General features: G+C 74.1%; 14 protein-coding genes and 1 pseudogene. 9 read left to right on the top strand and 6 right to left on the bottom strand.

The genetic code is table 11. From position 1 onward, the window contains the following. Nucleotides 1–75 precede the first annotated feature (75 nt). Nucleotides 76–909, top strand: coding sequence for an alpha/beta fold hydrolase (locus GWK25_RS17635; protein WP_184896793.1), 834 nt, complete (start codon nt 76–78; stop codon nt 907–909). Between the two features lie 111 nt (nt 910–1,020). Here GWK25_RS17635 and GWK25_RS17630 read toward each other — a convergent pair. Further along, nucleotides 1,021–1,842, bottom strand: a pseudogene (locus tag GWK25_RS17630) (DMT family transporter); the annotation flags it as partial. Nucleotides 1,843–1,889: 47 nt separating this feature from the next. Here GWK25_RS17630 and GWK25_RS17625 point away from each other — a divergent pair. The 5 genes from GWK25_RS17625 (at nt 1,890) to GWK25_RS17605 (ending at nt 10,856) form a co-directional block, all read left to right on the top strand. Continuing rightward, complete coding sequence (locus GWK25_RS17625) at nt 1,890–3,332, top strand: PLP-dependent aminotransferase family protein (protein WP_215451181.1); 1,443 nt, start codon at nt 1,890–1,892, stop codon at nt 3,330–3,332. A gap of 339 nt (nt 3,333–3,671) precedes the next feature. Further along, nucleotides 3,672–5,267 carry an alkaline phosphatase gene (locus GWK25_RS17620; protein WP_215451178.1) on the top strand — a complete coding sequence of 532 codons (1,596 nt, stop codon included), beginning with the start codon at nt 3,672–3,674 and terminating at the stop codon, nt 5,265–5,267. Between the two features lie 81 nt (nt 5,268–5,348). Further along, nucleotides 5,349–6,752 (top strand): SWIM zinc finger family protein, encoded by a 1,404-nt coding sequence (locus tag GWK25_RS17615; RefSeq protein ID WP_215451175.1) that lies wholly within the window; start codon nt 5,349–5,351, stop codon nt 6,750–6,752. Next, nucleotides 6,749–9,409 carry a DUF6493 family protein gene (locus tag GWK25_RS17610; RefSeq protein ID WP_215451172.1) on the top strand — a complete coding sequence of 887 codons (2,661 nt, stop codon included), beginning with the start codon at nt 6,749–6,751 and terminating at the stop codon, nt 9,407–9,409. The genes GWK25_RS17615 and GWK25_RS17610 overlap by 4 nt, the downstream gene beginning before the upstream one ends. A gap of 148 nt (nt 9,410–9,557) precedes the next feature. Then, on the top strand, nt 9,558–10,856 hold the full coding sequence (locus tag GWK25_RS17605) for a GNAT family N-acetyltransferase (RefSeq protein WP_374200617.1): 1,299 nt from the start codon (nt 9,558–9,560) through the stop codon (nt 10,854–10,856). Between the two features lie 227 nt (nt 10,857–11,083). Here the strand turns inward: GWK25_RS17605 and GWK25_RS17600 are convergent, their stop codons facing one another. Beyond that, nucleotides 11,084–12,310: a PLP-dependent aspartate aminotransferase family protein gene (locus GWK25_RS17600; protein ID WP_215451166.1), complete on the bottom strand. Its 1,227-nt coding sequence runs from the start codon at nt 12,308–12,310 to the stop codon at nt 11,084–11,086. Between the two features lie 60 nt (nt 12,311–12,370). Here GWK25_RS17600 and GWK25_RS17595 point away from each other — a divergent pair, with 60 nt between their 5' ends. Both GWK25_RS17595 and GWK25_RS17590 read left to right on the top strand, forming a co-directional pair. Beyond that, nucleotides 12,371–12,862: an Lrp/AsnC family transcriptional regulator gene (locus GWK25_RS17595; RefSeq protein ID WP_215451161.1), complete on the top strand. Its 492-nt coding sequence runs from the start codon at nt 12,371–12,373 to the stop codon at nt 12,860–12,862. A 139-nt stretch (nt 12,863–13,001) separates the two neighbouring features. Next, the gene (locus GWK25_RS17590) at nt 13,002–14,693 is read left to right on the top strand and encodes a DUF885 domain-containing protein (protein WP_215451158.1); all 1,692 of its coding nucleotides are present in this window, start codon (nt 13,002–13,004) and stop codon (nt 14,691–14,693) included. Nucleotides 14,694–14,755: 62 nt separating this feature from the next. Here the strand turns inward: GWK25_RS17590 and GWK25_RS17585 are convergent, their stop codons facing one another. Together GWK25_RS17585 and GWK25_RS17580 are read right to left on the bottom strand one after the other, a co-directional pair. Further along, nucleotides 14,756–15,286 (bottom strand): immunity 21 family protein, encoded by a 531-nt coding sequence (locus GWK25_RS17585; protein ID WP_215451155.1) that lies wholly within the window; start codon nt 15,284–15,286, stop codon nt 14,756–14,758. Nucleotides 15,287–15,439: 153 nt separating this feature from the next. Continuing rightward, nucleotides 15,440–15,925: a rhodanese-like domain-containing protein gene (locus GWK25_RS17580; protein ID WP_215451151.1), complete on the bottom strand. Its 486-nt coding sequence runs from the start codon at nt 15,923–15,925 to the stop codon at nt 15,440–15,442. Between the two features lie 132 nt (nt 15,926–16,057). Here GWK25_RS17580 and GWK25_RS17575 point away from each other — a divergent pair, with 132 nt between their 5' ends. Continuing rightward, nucleotides 16,058–16,513, top strand: a complete 456-nt coding sequence (locus GWK25_RS17575; protein ID WP_215451147.1) for an Lrp/AsnC family transcriptional regulator — start codon at nt 16,058–16,060, stop codon at nt 16,511–16,513. A 92-nt stretch (nt 16,514–16,605) separates the two neighbouring features. Here GWK25_RS17575 and GWK25_RS17570 read toward each other — a convergent pair whose 3' ends face one another. Beyond that, nucleotides 16,606–19,596 carry an AAA family ATPase gene (locus tag GWK25_RS17570; RefSeq protein WP_215451143.1) on the bottom strand — a complete coding sequence of 997 codons (2,991 nt, stop codon included), beginning with the start codon at nt 19,594–19,596 and terminating at the stop codon, nt 16,606–16,608. Then, a complete protein-coding gene (locus tag GWK25_RS17565; RefSeq protein ID WP_215451139.1) occupies nt 19,593–20,756 on the bottom strand; it encodes an exonuclease SbcCD subunit D in 1,164 nt (387 codons plus the stop codon). Before GWK25_RS17565 ends, GWK25_RS17570 begins: the two co-directional genes overlap by 4 nt. Nucleotides 20,757–20,810: the final 54 nt, after the last annotated feature.

Raw genomic sequence — 20,810 nt, 5'->3', positions numbered from 1 at the left:
CGGTAGCAATTGCTGACAAGCTGTCTACGACCGCCGCACGCCGGCCCGTCCGTCGCCCACACGAGGAGCTGCACCATGTCCGCCGCCACGGTCTCCTTCCAGGTCCCCTCCCCGCTCGGTCCGCGGTCCGTGACGGTCTCCTACACCCGCGAGGGCGCCGGAGAACCGCTGCTCCTGCTGCACGGCATCGGCCACCACCGGCAGGCCTGGGACCCGGTGACGCACATCCTGGCGGCCGAGCGCGAGGTGATCACCGTCGACCTGCCCGGCTTCGGCGCCTCACCCGCGCTGCCGGACGGTCTCACCTACGACCTGCCCACGACGACCGCCGTCTTCGGCGCCTTCTGCGAGGCGCTGGACCTCGACCGGCCCCATGTGGCGGGCAACTCCCTGGGCGGCCTGCTCGCCCTGGAACTGGGCCGCGAGAAGCTCGTACGGTCCGTCACGGCGCTGTCCCCGGCCGGGTTCTGGAACGAGGCCGAGCGGCGTTATGCGTTCGGCGTCCTGCTCACCATGCGGCACATCTCACGGCGCCTGCCGCTCCCGCTGGTCGAGCGGCTGTCCCGGTCGGCGGCCGGCCGCACCGCCCTGACGAGCACCATCTACGCCCGCCCGGGCCGCCGTTCACCCGAGGCGGTGGTCGCCGAGACGCTCGCCCTGGCGGGGGCCACCGGGTTCGACGAGACCCTCCGGGCCGGTGGCAGCGTCCTGTTCACCGACGACGTACCCGGTCTGCCCGTCACCGTGGCCTGGGGCACCCGGGACTGGCTGCTCGTCCGCCGCCAGGGCGTCCGCGCCAAGCGGGTCATCCCCGGCGCCCGGCTGGTGCGGCTGCCCGGCTGCGGCCACTGCCCCATGAACGACGACCCCGCCCTGGTCGCCCGCGTCATCCTCGACGGCAGCCGCTGACCGGGCCGCCAGTCGATCCGCCGCCCGGCGGCGGATCGTCGCCCCGGACCCGAGGGCGACCCCGGCGCCCACCAGCACGCTGCCGACGGCCTGCGCGGCACCGTAGGAGCCCGTGCCGACGAGGGGGGCCGTGCAGGCGGCGGCCACCGGGATGAGGCCGGAGAAGAGGGTGGCGCGCTCGGCACCGATGCGCTGCACACCCATGTACCAGCACACGAACCCGACGACCGTGACCACCGCCGCCTGCCACAGCAGCGCGGCGGACTCCGTGCCGTCCGGGCGCCGCAGCCACGCACCGCCGTCTACGGCCAGGCCGACGACGGCCGACTCGATCGCGGCCACCGCGCACACGGTCGCCGACAGCAACCGCGGGCCGAGCGGCCGCAGCACCGGCACGGCCAGCACCGCGAAGCCGATCTCGCCCGCCAGCGCGCACAGCGAGAAGGCGATGCCCGCGCCGTCCGTACGGCCCCAGCCCTGGACGGCGAACGCGCCGGCCGCCACCAGCAGCGCCCCGTGCAGGACCGTCCGCCGGGGACGGCGGCCCTCCGTCAGCGGGACGAGGACCGCCACGGCCACCGGGGCGCAGCCCACGAAGACCCCCGGCACCGCCGGTTCCGCCGAGCGTTCTGCCGCGAGCACGGCGATGTTGAAGCCGACCATGCCGACCGCCGCGAGCAGCCCCAGCCGAGCCCACTGGCGTGCGGTGAGTCGGCGCAGGGGTGCCGTACCGCCGCGGCCGAGCAGCGGGAGCAGCAGCAGACAGGCGAGGCCGTAGCGGAGGAACTGGCCGCCCGCGTACGGGTAGTCGCCGAGGACGCTGTTGGCGGTGAACGAACCGCCGACGAGCACGCAGGCGAGGGCGGCGAGGAGGGATCCGGTGATCGCGGAAGGGGGCCGGGTGGTCGGCGGGGCGGTGGGCGTGGGATGCATGGTCGTGACGCTAGGCAGCGGGGCGGTCCGGTTTAAGGTCCACTTCCATGACGTCATCGGGGTCCAATTCCGACCGTGGCACGCTCCCCGGGTCCGCTCCCTGGGCCGCCGCCTGGGAGTTGCTGCTGCCCGTCGCGGACGCGCCCGCACGCGCGCGTGGACGCACCTTGCAGGCGGCGCTGAGGGAGGCGATCCGGTCGGGGCGCCTCGCGCGGGGGACGCGGCTGCCGGCGAGCCGGGAGCTGGCCGCCGACCTCGGCGTCTCGCGCGGCCTGGTGACGGAGGCGTACGAGCAACTGGTCGCGGAGGGGTACCTGCTCAGCGGCCGGGGCGCGGGCACCTGGGTGGGAGCCGTCGTGCACACGACGGCGCCGCCCCCCGCGCGGGACCTCGCTCCGCGTCCGCCGGGCGCGCGCGCCGACTTCGTGCCCGGGACGCCCGACCTGTCGCTGTTCCCCCGGGCGGCGTGGGCGGCGGCCCAGCGGGGGGTCCTCGCGGAGCTGGCGCACCACGAGCTGGGCTATCCCGATCCGCGCGGGCTGCCCCGGCTGCGCGTCGCGCTCGCCGAACTGCTCACCCGGCGGCGCGGCGTGGTCGCCGACCCGGAGCGGATCGTCGTCGTCTCCGGGGTGGCCCATGCCAGCACGCTGCTCGGGGCCGTGCTCCACGCGCGCGGGGCCCGCGTCGTCGGCGTCGAGGACCCCGGGAGCCCCGAGCACGGGACGCTCTACGCGGCCACCGGGCTCGCCACCGTGGCGCTGCCGCTGGACGACGAGGGGCTGGCCGTCGGGCCGCTGCGGGAGGCGGGAGTGCGGGCGGTGGTGACGACGCCGGCGCACCAGTTCCCCACCGGTATCGCGTACTCCGCGCGGCGGCGGGGCGAACTCCTCGACTGGGCGCGGACGGTGGACGGGCTGGTCGTCGAGGACGACTACGACGGGGACTTCCGCTACGACCGGGCTCCCGTGGGGGCGCTGCAGGGCCTCGACCCCGAGCGGGTCGCCTACACCGGGTCCGTCAGCAAGTCCCTCGCACCGGGGCTGCGGCTCGGCTGGCTGCTCGTGCCGGCGTGGCTGGCGGAAGAGGTCGTCGAGCGCAAGCGGACCATGGATCTCGGGCATCCCACCATCGACCAGGCGCTGTTCGCGCGGTTCGTGGAGCGGGGGGACTACGACCGGCAGCTGCGGCGGTGTCAGCGGGCGTACCGGGAGCGGCGTGACGTGCTGGTGGCGGCGCTCGCCGAGCACTTTCCGGGGGCGGAGGTGTCCGGGATCGCCGCCGGGCTGCATGTCATCGTGGCGCTGCCGGACCGGTACGGGGCGGTCGAGGGGTTTCTGGAGCGGGCTCGGGCGGGTGGGGTGCGGGTGCGGGGCGTGGTGGAGTACGGGCGGGTGCCGGACGGGCGGGTGCGGTTGGTTCTGGGGTACGCGCATCTGTCTCCCGGGCGGATTCGGGAGGGGGTGCGGTTGTTGGCGGCCGTGGTGGGGTGATCCGGGTTTCCTCCCCCCGTCGCCCCTACCCGTCCCTTCGCCCCCCCTCTGACCGCCCGGTGGGGCTTCTCGCGCAGTTCCCCGCGCCCCTGAAGGGCCTTCGGCCCTCAGAGGCAAAAGCACGGGGCGCAGCCCCTGCCTTCTGAGGGGCGCGGGGAACTGCGCGAGAAGCCCCCACCCGACCCGCACCCGGCAACGCACAGGTACCCCCGAGCGGCACGCGGTGTCGGCTTCCCCCGCGCCCCGCGCAGTTGTTCACTTGTCGTTTCCGTGTGCGCTGCGGCGCACACGTAGTTGTGGCTGTGCACATTGGCCGGATCCGTCGCTGGAGGCGCATTCATGTCACACCGTCCGCCGAGTTCCCTGCCCGGTCGCCGCAGCGTGCTGCGCGGCTCGTTCGCCGCGTCGGCGGCGCTGGCGCTGCCCGGTTCCCTCGCACTCGGCTCGGCGCCCGCGCTGGCCCTCTCGGGGCGGCCCAGGGCCGGCTGGGGCGTGCAGGCCGGGGACGTGACCGCGCACTCCGGGCTGGTGTGGGTGCGGTCGGACCGTCCGGCGCGGATGATCGTCGAGACGTCGGCCACCGAGTCGTTCCGCAACCCGCGCAGATGGCACGGCCCGCTGCTGGGCGCCGGGACGGACTTCACCGGTACGACGCGGCTGCGCGGGCTGCCCTCGGGCGAGCAGATCCACTACCGGGTGCTGCTCGCCGACCCCGACGACCCGCGCCGCACCGGGGAACCGGTCACCGGGACGTTCCGTACGCCCTCCCTGAAGCGCCGCTCCGGGGCACGGTTCGTGTGGTCGGGCGACCTGGCCGGGCAGGGCTGGGGCATCAACCCCGACCGGGGCGGCTACCGGATCTTCGACGCGATGGGCGCGCTGGACCCGGACTTCTTCCTGTTCAGCGGCGACACCATCTACGCCGACGGCCCGATCGCGGCGACGGCCCCGCTCCCCGGCGGCGGCACCTGGCGGAACATCACCACCGAGGAGAAGTCCAAGGTCGCGGAGACGCTCGCCGAGTTCCGGGGCAACTTCCGGTACAACCTGCTGGACGAGAACTTCAAGCGGTTCAACGCCCAGGTCCCGGCAATCGTGCAGTGGGACGACCACGAGGTCACCAACAACTGGTACCCGGGCGAGATCCTCACCGACACGCGGTACACCGAGAAGAGCGTGGACGTGCTGGCGGCGCGGGCGCGGCGGGCGTTCGGCGAGTACTTCCCGATCTCCACGCTGCGGCCCGGCTCCCGGGAGGGCCGTGTGCACCGGGTGGTGCGCCACGGCCCCCTGCTGGACGTGTTCGTGCTGGACATGCGGACGTACCGCGAGGCCAACTCGCCCGGTACGCAGACCACCGACCCGGTGGGCATTCTCGGCGTCGAGCAGTTGGAGTGGCTCAAGCGGGAGCTGTCCCGGTCGCGTGCTGTGTGGAAGGTGATCGCCTCCGACATGCCGCTCGGTCTGGTCGTGCCCGACACCGGGGACGGCAAGCCGAACATCGAGGCCGTGGCGCAGGGCGACCCGGGCGCTCCACTGGGGCGGGAGCTGCAGATCGCCGAGTTGCTGCGGTTCATCAAGCATCGGCGGATCACCGGCACGGTGTGGCTGACGGCGGACGTGCACTACACCTCGGCGCAGCACTACCAGCCCTCGCGGGCCGCCTTCACCGACTTCGAGCCGTTCTGGGAGTTCGTCTCCGGACCGCTGAACGCCGGTGCCTTCCCGGCGAACGCGCTGGACGGCACCTTCGGCCCCGAGCGGGTCTTCGTCAAGGCACCGACCACGGCGAACGTCTCTCCGGCGGGCGGCTACCAGTTCTTCGGCGAGGTCGACATCGACGGTCACAGCGGGGAGTTGACGGTCCGGCTGCGGGAGCAGGACGGGACCGTGCTGTACACGAAGGTGCTCCAGCCCGGTCTCGTCGGGCAGTGACCGACGCCGCGCAAGATCGATCCGAGGCCGCGTTCTAGCAGGTCAGGGGCGATTGTCAGTGGTCGCCCCTACCGTTTTCCCATGACGCGATCTTTGCAGGCCGTGGCCTACACGCGACCCTCCGTGCTGGAGTCCGTGACGGGCGGACACCGGCTGGGGCTGGAGACCTCGCGGGGCGCGACCCCGACGGGGGTCCAGGACCATCCGCGGTTCTTCACCGGCTTCCTGACCTCTCCTCAGGTGGCCGCGGCGGGGCTGCTGGCAGTGGCCGACGTGGCGGCGGCGCGGCACCACCAGCAGCAGCTGCGGTCCTCGCTGGACCCGGTGGTGACGGGCAACGGGGACCGCCTGCGGTTCGAGTCGTTCTCGGGCTGCGGCGGGGTCTACGCGCGGCTGGACGTACTGGGGCCGGGCCTCGACGGCGGCGAGGTGGGACACGGCACGACCAATGTGGACGTCAACAACCCCCTGCGGGAGGCCCTGTCCCGGGTCGGTGGGGACGATCCGCTCCATCTACGGGTGGGCCCGGAGGAGTTGGCGGTGACCACGACAGCCGGTCCGGTGGTGGAGAAGAAGGTGCCGCTGCCGGACCGCTGGCTGCGCGGCTTCGCCGAGGCTCAGGTGATCGCGGCCGGGTTCGACCTGCGGGCCGAGCTGCCCGCCGCCGAGGCCGTGCGCTTCCTGCGATCACTGCCGCGTGGGGGCGCGCGCGGAGCCTCACGCGGCGCCCAGTGGGTCGTGCCCGCCGGGCGCACCCTGCGGCTGACGACACGGCCCGTCCCGGGCGCGGTCTGCCTGCCGGGCCCGGAGCGGTTGGCCGCCCTGCAGCGGGTGCTGCGCCATGCCACGGCCCTGCGCGTGTACGGCCCACCGGCCACCGGCGCCACCGCCCTGCCCGGCGCCTGGGAGATCGTGCTCCCGGGGATGCGACTCACCCTCACCCTGTCCCCGGAGGCCGCGCGGGGCTTCTCCGGCGAGGGCGGGGTCCTCGACGCGCTGGCCACCGACGAGGCCGCCGAGGACGCGGAGCTGATCGCGGTGCTCCTGGCCTGGGAACCGCGCGTCGACATCGGGGACCTGGCCCTCTCCTCCGGTCTGCCCGCCGACCGGGTCCGGGCGGCGCTGACCCGGCTGGGCACCTCCGGCCGGGTCGGCTACGACACGGCCGAGGCGGCGTACTTCCATCGCGAACTCCCCTACGAGGCCGACCGCGTCGAGCGCCACAACCCCCGTCTGCGCGCGGCCCGCGCCCTGATGGCCGCCGGGGCGGTCGCTCTGGACGGCGACCTCGCCACGGTCACCGCCGAGGACGGCCATGTCCACCGGGTGCGGGACAGCGCGGGCACGCTCAGCTGCTCCTGCCTCTGGTGGGCGAAGTACCGGGGCGGCCGCGGCCCGTGCAAACACGCGCTGGCGGTACGGATGGTCCGCCGGGGCGCGTCGGTGGAAGCGAGCGGGGCCGGGATCGACGGGGGTGCGCGATGAGTACGCAGACGCTGATCAGGGCGGTGCGCGCGGGGAAGGTGAGCGATGTCGTCGCCTTGGTGGACGGCATGACGGACACCGAACGGCGTGCGTGCGTCCCGGAGCTGAAGCAGCTGCGCAGGGAGCTGCGGGCGGAGCCGTGGCGCTCTCCGGCCCAGCGGGCGTATCCCGCGCTGCATGTCGCCGGCGCCGCCTGTCAGACGGGTGCCGCCGCCGTGGCGGCCTGGCTCACCGGGTCCGACCTGCGGTGGCGGCAGGCCCCTCCGGCGGTGCTCATCGAGGTGCTCGGCGACCGGGACCCCGAGTGGCTCGGCGAGCTGGTGCGCCGGCTCGCGGAGCGTCCGCTCTCCGCCCGCGTCCAGTACGAGCTGATGGCCGGCCTCGTGCGCCTCGCCGGCTGCCCGGTGCCCACCTCGGAGGCCTACGTACGGGGCTGGATGGACCACGTCGGGCGAGCACGCCGCCCGGCCGGCACGGTCATCGGGAACCTGCGCGGCGACCCGCACCTGGCGGAGCTCGTAGCCGCGCTGTTCGAGACGGAGGAGGTGGGCGCCCGCAGCGCCTGGCGGTACGACGTCGGACCGAACGACTGGACGTACGCCCTCACCCAGCTGACCCGTGAGGGCCTCCTCGACCGCAAGGCCATGGTCGACGGATGCGTGGCCCGGCTGCTGCGCGGTGGCGGTTCCACGGCGGACGACAAGGTCTTCCTCGGGCTGCTGACCGCGCTCGACCTCACCCGCGACGAGCGGCTGGAGCGGATCGCCGACTGGACGGCGCTGTGTGCGGACGCGTCGTCCACGGTGGCCGCGCACGCCCAGGCGGTCCTGGCGGACCTCGTGCTCGACGGCGGGCTGGGGCCGCGCCGGCTCGCCGAGCTGACCGACGCGGTGCTCTTCCGCACCGAGAAGAAGCTGGTCCGCGCCCAGCTCGTGCTTCTGGGCAGGGCGCTGAAGAAGGACGCGTCCCTCGCGACCGACGTGCTGCCCGTGGTGGCCGGGGCGTTCGGGCACGAGGACACCGATGTGCAGGAGCGGGCGCTGAAGCTGGTGCAGCACCATCTCGGTGACCTGGGCGACCTCGGCCGGAACGTCGAAGCGATGCGGGCGCGCGAAGAGATCGCCGACCACGCCTCCCGGCTGAGCCCGGGACTCCGCGCCCGGGCTCAGCAGCTCCTCGGCGCCTCGATGACGGAGTCCGCCCCTGAGGCCTACGAGGAACTGCTCCCGCCCGTTCCTTCCCCGACCCGCCTCGCGCCCGCGCCGGAGTCGGTGGCCGAAGTGGCCGAGGAGGTCGGCGCCCTGCTGGTCGCGGACGGCGAGGTCGGCGCGTTCGAGCGGGCGCTGGACGGACTCGTGCGCCACGCGCACCGGAACCGGGACGCGCTGGTGGAAGCGTTGCGTCCGGCGGCGGCGCGGCTCTGGTGGGCGGACCTGGCCCCGGAGTCCGTCGACCGGTACTTCAGCGAGTCCCCCCACGGCCTGGAGATCGTCGTCGCGGCTCTCGTCAAGCAGCTCCGTACGGTCGGCCTCGCTCCGGAGCTCCATGAGTCGGCCGACTCCCGCGGTTGTGTGCACAGCGGCCCGGCCGACGTCTTCGAGGCGCGGCTGCGGGAGATCGCGTACCGCGTCCGGACCGACCCGATGCCGTTCCTGCTGGCGACGCCCACCTGGAGCACCGGGACGCTGGAGGCGGCGGAGCTGGTGGAGCGGCTCGACGTCCATCGGCGGTCGGGTTCCCGGCCCGGCGAGGCGGACTTCGCGCAGGCGCTGCTGCGTGTGCGGCGCGAGGACCCGACCGCGCTCGCGTCCGCCGCGGCGGCGGCCGGGCGGCTGGGGACGGCGGAGGGCGACCGGCTGGCCGAGTGGCTGCGGACGGACATACCGTCCCAGCCCGTCGAGCGCTGCCGTACGGCCGGGCCGAGGATCCTCGTGGAGTTCGGCGAGCTTCCGGAGCTGCGGAGCGCCTTCTTCCCGCCGGAGTTCCGGCGCCTCGGCCGTCCCCTCTCCGTGTACCGGGGCAGCTGGCGCTGTCCCCACTGGAACCACCGGGACTGGCGGCACTGGCTGGCCGTGGTGCCGGGCCGCCCGGAACTGATGGCGGGGCGTGTGCTCCGTGACCTGTCGCAGGCGGTGATCGAGGACACCAGGACGGGGTTCTCGTTCTTGCCGGCGCTCGCCGAGGCGGAGGGCGAGGCCGGCGACGCCGTGCATCTCTGCGTCGCGTACGGGCTGGGCGCGCGGCGCGCGGAGGACCGGCTCGCCGCCGTCGACGCCCTGTTGGGGCTGGCGGCACGGGGCCGGTTGGACGCGGAGCGGCTGGGCACCGGTCTGGGGCGGCTCGCGGTGGTGGCGAGCGTCAGGCCGACGCGCCTGGCCGAGGCGATGCGCGTGGTGGCGGCCACCGGGGCGTACGGCACCGCGTGGTCGGTGCTGCGGGAGGCACTGCCGCCGATGCTGGCCGAACTCGTGGGCGAGGGAGCGGCCCAGGGGAAGGCGCCGGCGCGCGGTCTCGGGGAGCTGGTGGCGGTCGCCGCCGAATGCGCGGAGCGGTCCGGGGCACACGGGCCGCTGCCGTATCTCGCGGAGGCGGCGCAGAGGAAGGGCTCGTCGCGGGTGGTGACCCAGTCGCGGCGGTTGCGTGCGGCGCTGGTCTGACCTCTCCGGTCACCGTTGACATCGGTTCCGACAGCATCATTCATAGAAAAAGCAACAAAAGGTGCGGAACGATGCTTTTACCGGTCAGTCACAAAGCGTTCGTGATCACGCAACACCGTTCGTCCACAGTGGTCACATGACTCGAGACATGTCTGATGTGACGCGGGCGAGCCACGGCCGCCCCCAGCACCACCCGCTGCGCTCCGCCCTCACCGGGCTTCGCGGCTGGTGGGAACGGCGCCACGGCCACGCGCCGCCGCCGAAGGATACCGACGCCCGGCCGCCGCTCGCCGAGGGGCGGCAGGCCGGGCCGTCGGAGACGGTCGCCCCGGTGGTCACGGGTGCGACGTTGATGTGGCGTATGCGGACGACTGTGAAGGACGAACCGGGTTCGCTGGCCGCGCTGTGCACGGCGCTCGCGGAACTCAGGGTCGACATCCTGAGCCTGCAGACGCATCCGCTGGCCGAGGGCACGGTCGACGAGTTCCTGCTCAGGGCCCCCGAGGAACTGTCCGCGACCGAGATCGGCCGGGCCGTGTCGGAATCGGGCGGCACCGGGACCTGGATGGAGCGCGGTGACGCCCACGACCTGGTGGACGCGCCCACCCGGATCCTCGGTCTGGCCACACGCACGGCGCTGGACGCGGCGGAACTCCCGCTCGCGCTGCGGCAGTTGCTCGGCCGCTGCACGATCCGCTCGCTGCCCGCCACCGCTCCCGGCTCGGGGCGGGCCCAGGAGGGTGTCCCGGTCGAGGGCGTCCTGGAGGACACGGTGATGCGGCTGCGGGCTCCGGAAGGCGGGGTGATCACCGTGGAGCGGCCCTATCTGCCGTTCACGCCGACCGAGTTCGCGCGGGCCCGGGCGCTGGTGGAGCTGGACGCGCGACTGGGGCCGCGGATCCCGCGCAGTCAGGACGTGTTGACCCTGCCGGAGGGCAGCGACATCACGGTGCGCCGCGCCGACGTCGGCGACCTGCGGGCGGCGAAGGCGATGCACGAGCGGTGCTCCGCGCGCACGCTGACCATGCGATACCACGGGCCCGTGGGGGACGCCGACCGGTATCTCAAGCACCTGCTCAGCCCGCGTTTCGGGCGGACGCTCGCCGTGCAGACGGCCTCGGGGCGCCTCGTCGGGCTGGGACACCTTCTCTGGGACGGCGACGAGACCGAGATCGCGCTGCTCGTCGAGGACGAGTGGCAGCGGCGGGGCATCGGCGGTGAACTGCTCCGCCGCCTCGTGGAGATGGCGGCCGAGACGGGCTGCGAGAACGTGTACGTGGTGACGCAGTCGTCCAACACGGGGATGGTCGCGGCGATGCGGGGGCTTGAGCTGCCGCTCGACTACCAGATCGAGGAGGGGACGCTGGTGATCACCGCGCGACTCTCCGAGGCGGGGGTCTCCGAAGCGGGGGTCTCGGAAGCGGTGGAGGGGCGGCGGGCGGGGTGACCGACGGGGCGGGTCGGGTGCGGGTGAGTGGGGGCTGGTCGCGCAGTTCCCCGCGCCCCTGAGGGGGCGCGGTCGCCGGGCGGTGGTTGCATGGCACGGGGGTTCGGGGCCCGCCGTCCCGCCCGCCGGGTACCTGCCTCGGCCCACACCAACCGACACGGCTCAGGCCCCGTCGGCCCGCCCCGGAACCCGACGGCCCGCCGCGGGACCCCACCCGCCACACGCTTCTAGGCGCGGCCCGTCGAGAACGCGGCCCCCTCCTCCTTGCTCCACTCTCTCGGCAGGCCGGTGGCCAGCTCCCCCAACGCGTAATCCAGGTCCGACCACAGGTCGTCCGTGTCCTCCAGGCCCACCGACATGCGCAGGAGTCGGTCGCTCACCCCGGCACCGCGGCGGTCCGACTCCTCCACGATGCGGTGGCTGATCGAGGCCGGGTGCTGGATGAGCGTGTCCACGCTGCCGAGGCTCACCGCCGGGGTGATGAGGCGGACGGCGGCGATGACCTCGTGCGGATCGCCGTGGACCTCGAAGGCGATCATGGCGCCGCCGATGCTCGGGTAGTGGACCCGGGCGACGCGCGGGTCGGCGGCGAGACGGCGGACGAGTTCGGCGGCGGTCGCGGACGCCGCCCGGACGCGGACCGGGAGCGTGGACAGGCCCCGCAGCAGGAGGTAGCCGGCGAGCGGGTGCAGGACGCCGCCGGTGGCGAAGCGGACCTGGCGGAGCCGTCCGGCGAACTCCTCGTCGCAGGCCACGACTCCGGCCATGACGTCCCCGTGCCCGCCGAGGTACTTGGTCGCGCTGTGCAGGACGAGCCGGGCGCCCTGCTCGACGGGACGTTGCAGGACGGGCGTGGCGAAGGTGTTGTCCGCGAGGAGCGGGACCGAGCCGCAGGCGTGCGCGAGGGCCCGCAGGTCGATCTCGGCGAGCGTCGGGTTGGCCGGGGACTCGACCATGACCAGGCCCGTGTCGGGGCGCAGCGCGTCCGCGACGCCGGCCGGGTCGACCCAGGTGACCTCGGTGCCGAGCAGCCCGGCGGTGAGGAGATGGTCGCTGCAGCCGTACAGGGGGCGTACGGCGACGACGTGGCGCAGGCCTATTGAGGCGCGCGCGAGGAGGACGGCACTGAGGGCCGCCATGCCGCTGGCGAAGGCGACCGCGCTCTCGGTGCCTTCGAGGCGGGCGAGGGCGGTCTCGAATCGGGCGACGGTCGGGTTGCCGAGCCGTCCGTAGATCGGCGGGCCCTCCGGCTGGGCGCCGTCGCCGGCGAAGGCGTCGATGCGGGCGGCCTCGCCGCGGCTGTCGTACGAGGGGTAGGTGGTCGACAGGTCGATCGGCGGGGCGTGCAGGCCCTGGCGCGCGAGGTCGTCGCGGCCGGCGTGCACGGCCTCGGTGGCCAGTGCCCTCGGCGTGGTGCGTGCGTGGTCGTACGCGTGCGTGCTCGCAGAGTTCATGGAGATCAGAGTGAACATCGGCCGGGCCCCGGGGTGCGAGCACCGTGCTACGTTCGAACAATGGCCGATTCCGTCGTACTCGATCCGGTGGACCTCCATCTGCTGCGACTGTTGCAGAACGACGCCCGGACGACGTACCGGGATCTCGCGGCCCAGGTCGGGGTGGCACCGTCCACCTGCCTGGACCGGGTGACACGGCTGCGCCGTGCGGGCGTGATCCTCGGCCATCAGCTGCGGCTGGATCCGGCCAAGCTGGGGCGGGGGCTGGAGGCGTTGCTGTCGGTGCAGGTCCGGCCGCACCGGCGGGAGTTGGTGGGACCGTTCGTGGAGCGGATCCGGGCGCTGCCGGAGTCGCGGACCGTGTATCACCTCACCGGGCCGGACGACTATCTCGTGCACGTCGCGGTCGCGGACATGGCGGATCTGCAGCGCCTGGTCCTCGACGAGTTCACGTCACAGCGCGAGGTGGCGCGGGTGGAGACCCGGCTGATCTTCCAGCAGTGGGAGTGCGGGCCCCTGCTGCCTCCGGACACCGACCGGCCCGCACCCTGAACCGGCGAACACCGTCCGGCCCCCGGCGCACCGCACCCTCGTCACCCGCATCACGCCCTGAGCGGAATCCGGCCGACGTAAGGCTCAAGCGCGGGTTAAGCAGCTGACGCCGATCCCGTGGCCGTACAAGATTGTCGGCATGTCTGACACCAAGAGCCCCCTGCCCCGTGAGGTCGCCGACGCGTACGTCGACGATCTCATCGCCCTCGACCCCGTGACCGGTACGTATCTGGGTGTGAAGGAGAGTTCCGGCAAGTTGCCGGACACCTCGCCGGCCGGTCAGGAGGCTCGCGCGGAGCTGATCCGGACGACGCTCGCGCGCCTCGACGAGGCGGAGCGGCGACCGGGCGCGGACAGCGACGTCGAGCGCCGGTGCGCGCGCCTGCTGCGCGAGCGGCTGACGGCGGAGCTGGCCGTGCACGAGGCCGAGGAGGGACTGCGCGCCGTCGGCAACATGGTCACGCCGCCGCACGAGGTGCGTGAGGTGTTCACGATCACCCCGGCGGAGACCGAGGAGGACTGGGCGGCGATCGCGGAGCGGCTGCGCGCGGTGCCGACGGCCTACGCCGGGTACCTCGAGTCCCTCGCGCTCGGCCTGGAGCGGAAGCTGTACGCGGGCCCCCGTCCGACCGCGACCTTCATCGGCCAGCTCACCGAGTGGGCGGACACGGACGGTTCGGGGCGCGGCTGGTTCGAGGACTTCGCGGCGGCCGGGCCCGAGTCGCTGCGTGCCGAGCTGGACGAGGCCGCGCGCGGGGCGACCCGGGCCGTGGTGGAACTGCGCGACTGGATGCGCGACGTGTACGCCCCGGCGGTGGAGGGGGCGCCGGACACGGTCGGCCGGGAGCGCTACGGCAGGCTGGTCCGCTACTTCACGGGTTCGGACCTGGACCTCGACGAGGCGTACGCGTACGGCTGGGCCGAGTTCCACCGTCTCCTCGGCGAGATGAAGGAGGAGGCCGCGAAGATCCTGCCCGGCGCCGAGACGCCCTGGGTGGCGCTCGCGCACCTGGACGAGCACGGGCGGCACATCGAGGGGGTCGACGAGGTGCGCGCCTGGCTGCAGTCGTTGATGGACGAGGCGATCGAGGCGCTGGACGGCACCCACTTCGACCTCGCCGAGCCGGTGCGCAAGGTCGAGTCCTGCATCGCCCCGCCCGGCGGCGCGGCGGCCCCGTACTACTCGGCCCCGACCGAGGACTTCTCCCGCCCGGGCCGCACCTGGCTGCCGACGATGGGGGCGACCCGCTTCCCGGTGTACGACCTCGTCTCCACCTGGTACCACGAGGGCGTTCCGGGCCACCATCTCCAGCTCGCGCAGTGGGTGTACGTCAAGGACGACCTGTCCCGCTACCAGGCCACGATCGGCGGGGTGAGCGCCAACGCCGAGGGCTGGGCCCTGTACGCGGAGCGGCTCATGGACGAACTGGGCTTCCTCAAGGACGCGGAGGAGCGGCTCGGCTACCTGGACGCGCAGATGATGCGCGCGGCCCGGGTCATCGTCGACATCGGCATGCACCTGGAGCTGGAGATCCCGGCGGACTCGCCCTTCCACCCGGGCGAGCGCTGGACCGTGGACCTGGCCCAGGAGTTCTTCGGCGCCCACAGCAGCCGGCCGGCGGACTTCGTGGAGAGCGAGCTGACGCGCTATCTGACGATGCCGGGGCAGGCCATCGGCTACAAGCTCGGCGAGCGGGCCTGGCTGCTGGGCCGGGAGAACGCCAGGCGGCGCCACGGCGAGGCCTTCGACGCCAAGGCCTGGCACATGGCCGCGCTGTCCCAGGGTTCACTGGGCCTGGACGACCTGGTGGACGAGCTGTCCCGGCTGTGATCCGGTCCGGCCGGGCCCACCGCCGCGCACCACGGCGGGGCCCGGCCGTCACGCCGGTTGCCTCACATGTCGGCCAGGGGTCTCACTCTGACCAGGCCGAGCCAGGTCTCCGGCCCCGTCGAGACCCGGGCGGCGCTGACCCCGTAGCGGCCGGGAGCCAGCTCCACCCGTACATGGTCGGTCTCCCGCAGCGACCTGCCGGGCCAGACGGCGTCCAGGAGGACGACCGGACCCGGCACCCGCCACTTCGACTCCGGCCCCCAGGCCGCGCTGTCGAGGGCCGCCGGAACGCCGGAGAGGAGTTCGGTCTCGGAGTCGGCCGCGTACCAGCGGACGAAGGTGCCGTGCTCGGGCAGATACGCGGTGGACGCGGGTTCGTCGCCGAGGACCAGGGCGCGGGTGTCGCCGACGGGCAGCAGGCCGACGTCTCCGTCGACCTCGCAGGCCCGGTCGTAGTCCGAGGACGTCTCGTCCCCGTCGGCGCCCGCCCAGAACGGCAGAACCGCCTCAGGCATCACGATGAGCGGTCCACCGCTCGACTCCACCCACCGCACCACATCGGGCACCACCGCCGCGTCCGCGTATCCAGCCATGCCCAGAAGCTACACGGCGGCCCGCCAGCCCAACTCGCCGCCCCCGCATGCTTCTTGACAATCTGTCAGCAAAGGGTCGCTTCGCGGTCACCGCCGGCGAGGGGCACGCGGGTGGCGTGCACAACCCGGCGATCGACCGGACGGCGGCCCGGGTCAGCAGCCGCAGTCCTCGGCGTCCACGGGCGCGGTGAGCGGGTCCGCCGTGCGTCGCCCCTCGCCCTCCCAGGTCTCGTACGCGAAGCCCTCGCGCGCCCAGTACTCGAACCCGCCGAGCATCTCCTTGACCTGGAAGCCGAGTTCGGCGAGCGCGAGGGCGGCGCGGGTCGCGCCGTTGCAGCCGGGGCCCCAGCAGTAGGTGATGACGGGCACGGACTTGTCGAGCAGTCGCTCGGCCTGTTCGGGGATGAGAGCGGTGGGGAGGTGGACCGCGCCCGGTACGTGTCCCTGGTCCCAGGACGCGGTGGAGCGGGAGTCGAGGACCACGAAGCCGGGGTCGCCGTCGGCGGCGAGCGCGGCGGCCACGTCGGAGACGTCGGCGTGGAAGGCGAGGCTGGCCCGGAAGTACGCGGCGGCCTCGGCCGGAGCGGCGGGGGCGACCCGCAGGACGGCGTTGGCGGCGGATGCGGTGGCGATGGTCATGAGCTGGCCTTTCCCTCGGGGAAGCCCTTGTTCCCCTCACCGGAAACCTATGGCGGATGATCACTGTTCCTGAAGGGGCGATCCACGGCTTGGACCTTGTTCGGCCGGGGATTCCCCTGCTATTCATCGGTGATGGCCGCGAATTCCCCGTATCTGCCCGATGCCACCGACTGGCTCATCCTGGAGGCCCTCCAGCGCGAGGGCCGGGCCAGCTTCGCCGAGCTCGCCCGTGCCGTGTCGATGTCGGCGAGCGCCGTGACCGAGCGGGTGCGGCGCCTGGAGGAGGCGGGTGTGATCCAGGGCTACGCGGCCGTCGTGGACCCGGAGCGGCTGGGGCTGCCGATCCTGGCGTTCGTCCGCCTGCGCTACCCCACGGGGAACTACAAGCCGTTCCACGATCTGGTGGCCGTCACGCCCGAGATCCTGGAGGCGCACCACGTCACCGGCGACGACTGCTTCGTGATCAAGGTCGCGGCCCGTTCGATGCGCCACCTGGAAGAGGTGTCGGGCAAGATCGGCGCGCTCGGGTCGGTGACGACGAGCGTCGTCTACTCCTCACCGCTGCCCCGCCGCCCGCTGGGTCGGTGACCTCGCTGCGCGGCGCACCACCGACCTCGCTGCCCCACGGCCCGTCCCGGTGGCCGACCCCCGCTGCCGCACGGCCCGTCCCCGCCCGCCGGTCACCGACCCCGCTGCCGCACGACCGATCCCGTCCGTTCCTTCACGACCTCCAGCTGGGCGTGGACCCGCCTGCGCAGATCGGCGACGTGGCTGACGATGCCGACACTGCGGTCGCGTTCGCGCAGCGCGTCGAGGACGTCGAGGACCTCGTCGAGGGTCTGGTCGTCGAGGCTGCCGAACCCCTCGTCGATGAAGAGGGTGTCGAGCCGTACGCCGCCCGCCTCGTCGGTGACGACGTCGGCCAGACCGAGGGCGAGCGCGAGGGAGGCGAAGAACGTCTCACCGCCGGAGAGCGTGGCCGTGTCCCGCTCGCGCCCCGTCCAGGCGTCGACGACGTGCAGCCCGAGCCCGCTGCGCCCCCGACCGGCCCGGTCGTCGGAGTGCACGAGGGTGTAGCGGCCCGAGGACATCCGCTGGAGCCGTACGGTCGCGGCGGCCGCGACCTGTTCCAGCCGGGCCGCGAGGACGTACGCCTCCAGGCGCATCCGGCGCTCGTTGTCGGCGGAGGTGCCGGCCGCGAGCCCCGCCATCCGGGCGACCCGGTCGTACTCCTCGCGCAGCGGTGCCAGTCGGCGTACGGAGGCGGTGGCCCGCGCGGACAGCCCGTCGAGTTGGACGCGGCTGCGCTCGGCGGCGTCCCACGCGGAGACGGCGTGCTGGAGCCGTCGGGCGGCGGCTTCGGCGTCACGTTCGGCGGCCCCGAGGTCGGCGGGCGGCTGCTGGGCCGCAGCGGCCGTCTCCACCTCCGCGAGCACCGCCCGCACGGCCGCCTCCTCCGACTGCCAGGCGTCGAGGCGGTGTTGGAGATCCCGGTGGGCGGCGTCGTCGAGCACGGCGGCGGCCGCCTCCCGCGGGGTGTCGAACCCGGCGCGGAACGCCGCGTCCGCCAGGCGCGCGTCGGCGTCCTTCAGGCGCTGCGCGGTGTCCTCGGCCGCCCGGGCGGCCTCGGCGGCCCCGTCGAGCTTCGCGGCCCACACCTCCAGCCGGCCGGCCAGCTCGGCCACGCTCTCGGCATCGCCCCGCGCCTCGGCCAACTCGGCCTCCAGGGCGGTGCGTTCCTGCTCCAGGGTGTCGCGCCGGGTGTCGCGGGACGCGGCCCTGACGGCCGCCTCCTGTCGTGCGGCGGCCCGTCGGTCGCGTTCCTGTTCGGCGTGGAGCAGCGCCTCCTGCGCGGGGTGCAGGTCGAGGGCGAGCCGCCGGGCCTGCGTGTGCTCCCGCTCCAGCTCCGCCGCCGTCGCGGCGAGCCGTTCGGTCGGCGCGTCGCCCGCCTCGGCGCTCGCGGCGGCCAATGCCCTTTGTGCGAGCCCCAGTCGCTGTTCCGCACCGGCCCGTTCCTCGTCGGCGCGCTGGAACGCGGCGAGCGCCGCCTCTTCCGCCTCGCGGTCCACATGGCCCGCGTCCTTCCGGGCGGGCGCGGGGTGCTCCGTGCCGCCGCAGACGGCGCACGGCCGCCCCTCGACGAGTCCGGCGGCCAGCTCCGCCGCGATCCCCGACAGCCGCTGTTCCTTCAGGTCCAGCCAGTGGGTGCGGGCCTGCCCCGCCCGCTCGGTGAGGCGGAGCACCTCCGCCCGGGCGGCGTCGGTGTCTCGGCCGAGCTGGTCGCGCTGACGGGCGGCGGCGAGCCGTCGCTCGGCGGGTTCGCGCCGCACGGCGAGCTGTTCGGCGCGGGCGGCGGCCTCCTGCGCGGACTCGATACGGGCGCGCAGTTCGGCCCGGGTGGTCTCCCACTCGGCGAGCCAGCCCTCGGCGTCCTGCAGGACGCCCTCGTCCGCCCGCTCCTCGCTGTCCAGATCGGCCTGTTCGGTGCGGAGTACGGCGAGTCGCCGCTCGGCACGGCGGGCCGACTCCAGCGCCCCCAGTTCCTCGGAGGCCCTGCGGGCGGCGGCGGCGAGTCCGGCGGCTCCGGCGTCGGCGTACTCCCCCGACAGGCGTGCTCGCGCGTCCTCCTCCTCCGCCCTCGCCCTGCGGTGCTCGTCCTCGGCCGCGTCACGCAGCTCCAGTGCCGGGGCCACGGCTTCCGCCTTGCGGGCGCGCTCCATCCGCGCCCGGTCCTCCCGGTGGGCGCCCGCCCGTTCCGCCAGCCGTGCGGCACGCTCCCGGGCCTCCGCGAACCGCCGTTGCAGCCGCGCCACTTCGCGTACGTCGTCCAGGACGCGGTCGGCCGCGGCCCGGGCCGACTCCGCCGCCGCCCGCGCGCAGTGGGCGACGGTGAGCCGTTCCCGGGCGGTGCTGCGGGCCACGGCGGCCCAGGCGAGGACCGCGTCGGCGAGGCCGGGGACCCCGGGGGACAGCTCGGGCAGGTCCGGGGCGTCCCCCGCCGCCTGCTGCATCCGGTGGGCGTCGGCGAGCAGCGCGGCGTCACCCTCGCGCACCCTGGCCTCGGTCTCCCGACGGCGGTCGGCGAGCCGCTTCTCGACCGCGGCGAAGTGGTGGGTGTCGAAGAGGCGGCCGAGGAGCCGCCCGCGCGCCTCTGCGTCGGCGCGCAGGAACCGCGCGAAGTCGCCCTGCGGCAACAGCACGACCTGGCAGAACTGTTCCCGGCTCATTCCCAGGAGCTGGGTGATCTCCTCGCCGATCTCCTGGTGGGAGCGGCTGAGGTCCTTCCAGGCGCCGGCGGCCGCGTCGTACTCGCGCAGCCAGCTCTGCGCCTTGTCGACGGTGGTGCCCGCGCCACGTTTCTTGGGGCGCTCCCACGGGGGCTGCCGGGTGACCTCCAACCGGCGTCCTGCGACGGTGAGTTCGAGACGGACCTCGGTGCGGTCCGCCGGTGCCGCGTGGTCGCTGCGCAGGTTCATGCCCTGGCCGCTCTGCCGGGCCCCCGGCACCGAGCCGTACAGCGCGTAGCAGACGGCGTCCAGGACCGAGGTCTTGCCGGCGCCGGTCGGGCCGTGCAACAGGAACAGTCCGGCGGCCGAGAGGTCGTCGAAGTCGACGGACTCGGTGCCGCCGAAGGGGCCGAAGGCGGCGATGTCGAGCCGGTGGAGCCTCATCGGGCGACCTCCCGGACCGTCGCGTCGGCCCGTACGGCGTCGAACGCGTCCCTGAGCACGGCCCGTTCGTGGGCGTCGGGGCCGGTACCGCGGACATGGGCCACGAAGTCCTCGGCGATCTGCTGGTCGTCCCGGCCGGCGAGGCGCCGGGCGTAGGAGACGTCCGGGTCGCCGGGGGGCCGTTCGGGGTCGAAGACGAGGCTGAGCGTGTGCGGGAAGCGCTCGCAGAGCCTTGCCATGGGCTCGGCGGGCCGGACGGGGTCGGTGAGGGTGGCCTCGACCCACGCCTCCTCGTGCCGGGCCAGGTCCGGATCGGCGAGCAGGTCGTCCAGCCGCCCCCGGAGCCGGGCGAGGGGGCGCGGCACGGGGCAGTCGATCCGCTCGGCGTCGATCGAACCGTCGGCGCCGAGGTCCACCAGCCACATGCTCTTGTGGTGGTCGGCCTCGGAGAAGGAGTACGGCAGCGGGGAACCGGAGTAGCGCACGCGCTCGGTGAGGGTCTGACTGCCGTGCAGATGCCCCAGCGCCACGTAGTCGACGCCGTCGAAGACACCGGCCGGCACGGCGCAGACGCCGCCGACGGAGATGTCGCGCTCGCTGTCGCTGGGCTCGCCGCCAGCGACGAAGGCGTGGGCCAGGACGACGGAACGGGTGCCCGCCGGCCGGGTCGCCAGGTCCGCCCTCACCCGGTCCATGGCGGCGGCGAGCACCGCTTCGTGGCCGGCCTTCTCGACCCCGAACTCGTCCTTCGTCAGGGCGGGTTCGAGGTAGGGCAGCCCGTAGAAGGCGACATCGCCGTGCGTGTCCGACAGCATCACGGGGGTGCCGGCGGCCGAGGCCGACGTCCGCAGATGGATGCCGGCCCGGCCGATGAGGCCCGCCGCGACACCGAGCCGTCGTGCCGAGTCGTGGTTCCCGGAGATCATCACGGTGGGCACGTCCAGCTCGGCCAGGCGGTGCAGGGCGTCGTCGAAGAGCTCGACCGCGGCCAGCGGCGGCACCGCCCGGTCGTACACGTCCCCCGCCACGACCACCGCGTCGACGTCGCGCTCCCGCACGGTCGCCACCAGTCGAGCGATGAACTCGGCCTGCGCGCCGAGCATGTTCACCCGGTGGAACGACCGGCCGAGGTGCCAGTCGGATGTGTGCAGAATTCTCAAGAAACTGCTCCGACCTGCATACGTCCCCCTCTTTCACCTGTGGCCCCGGCACCG

It is taken from the genome of Streptomyces sp. ATCC 21386 (assembly GCF_018728545.1).
In the GTDB taxonomy this organism is placed as follows: Bacteria; Actinomycetota; Actinomycetes; order Streptomycetales; family Streptomycetaceae; genus Streptomyces.
The sequence above is the reverse complement of the archived record's forward strand: the minus strand, read 5'-3'. Positions and strand labels throughout refer to the sequence as shown.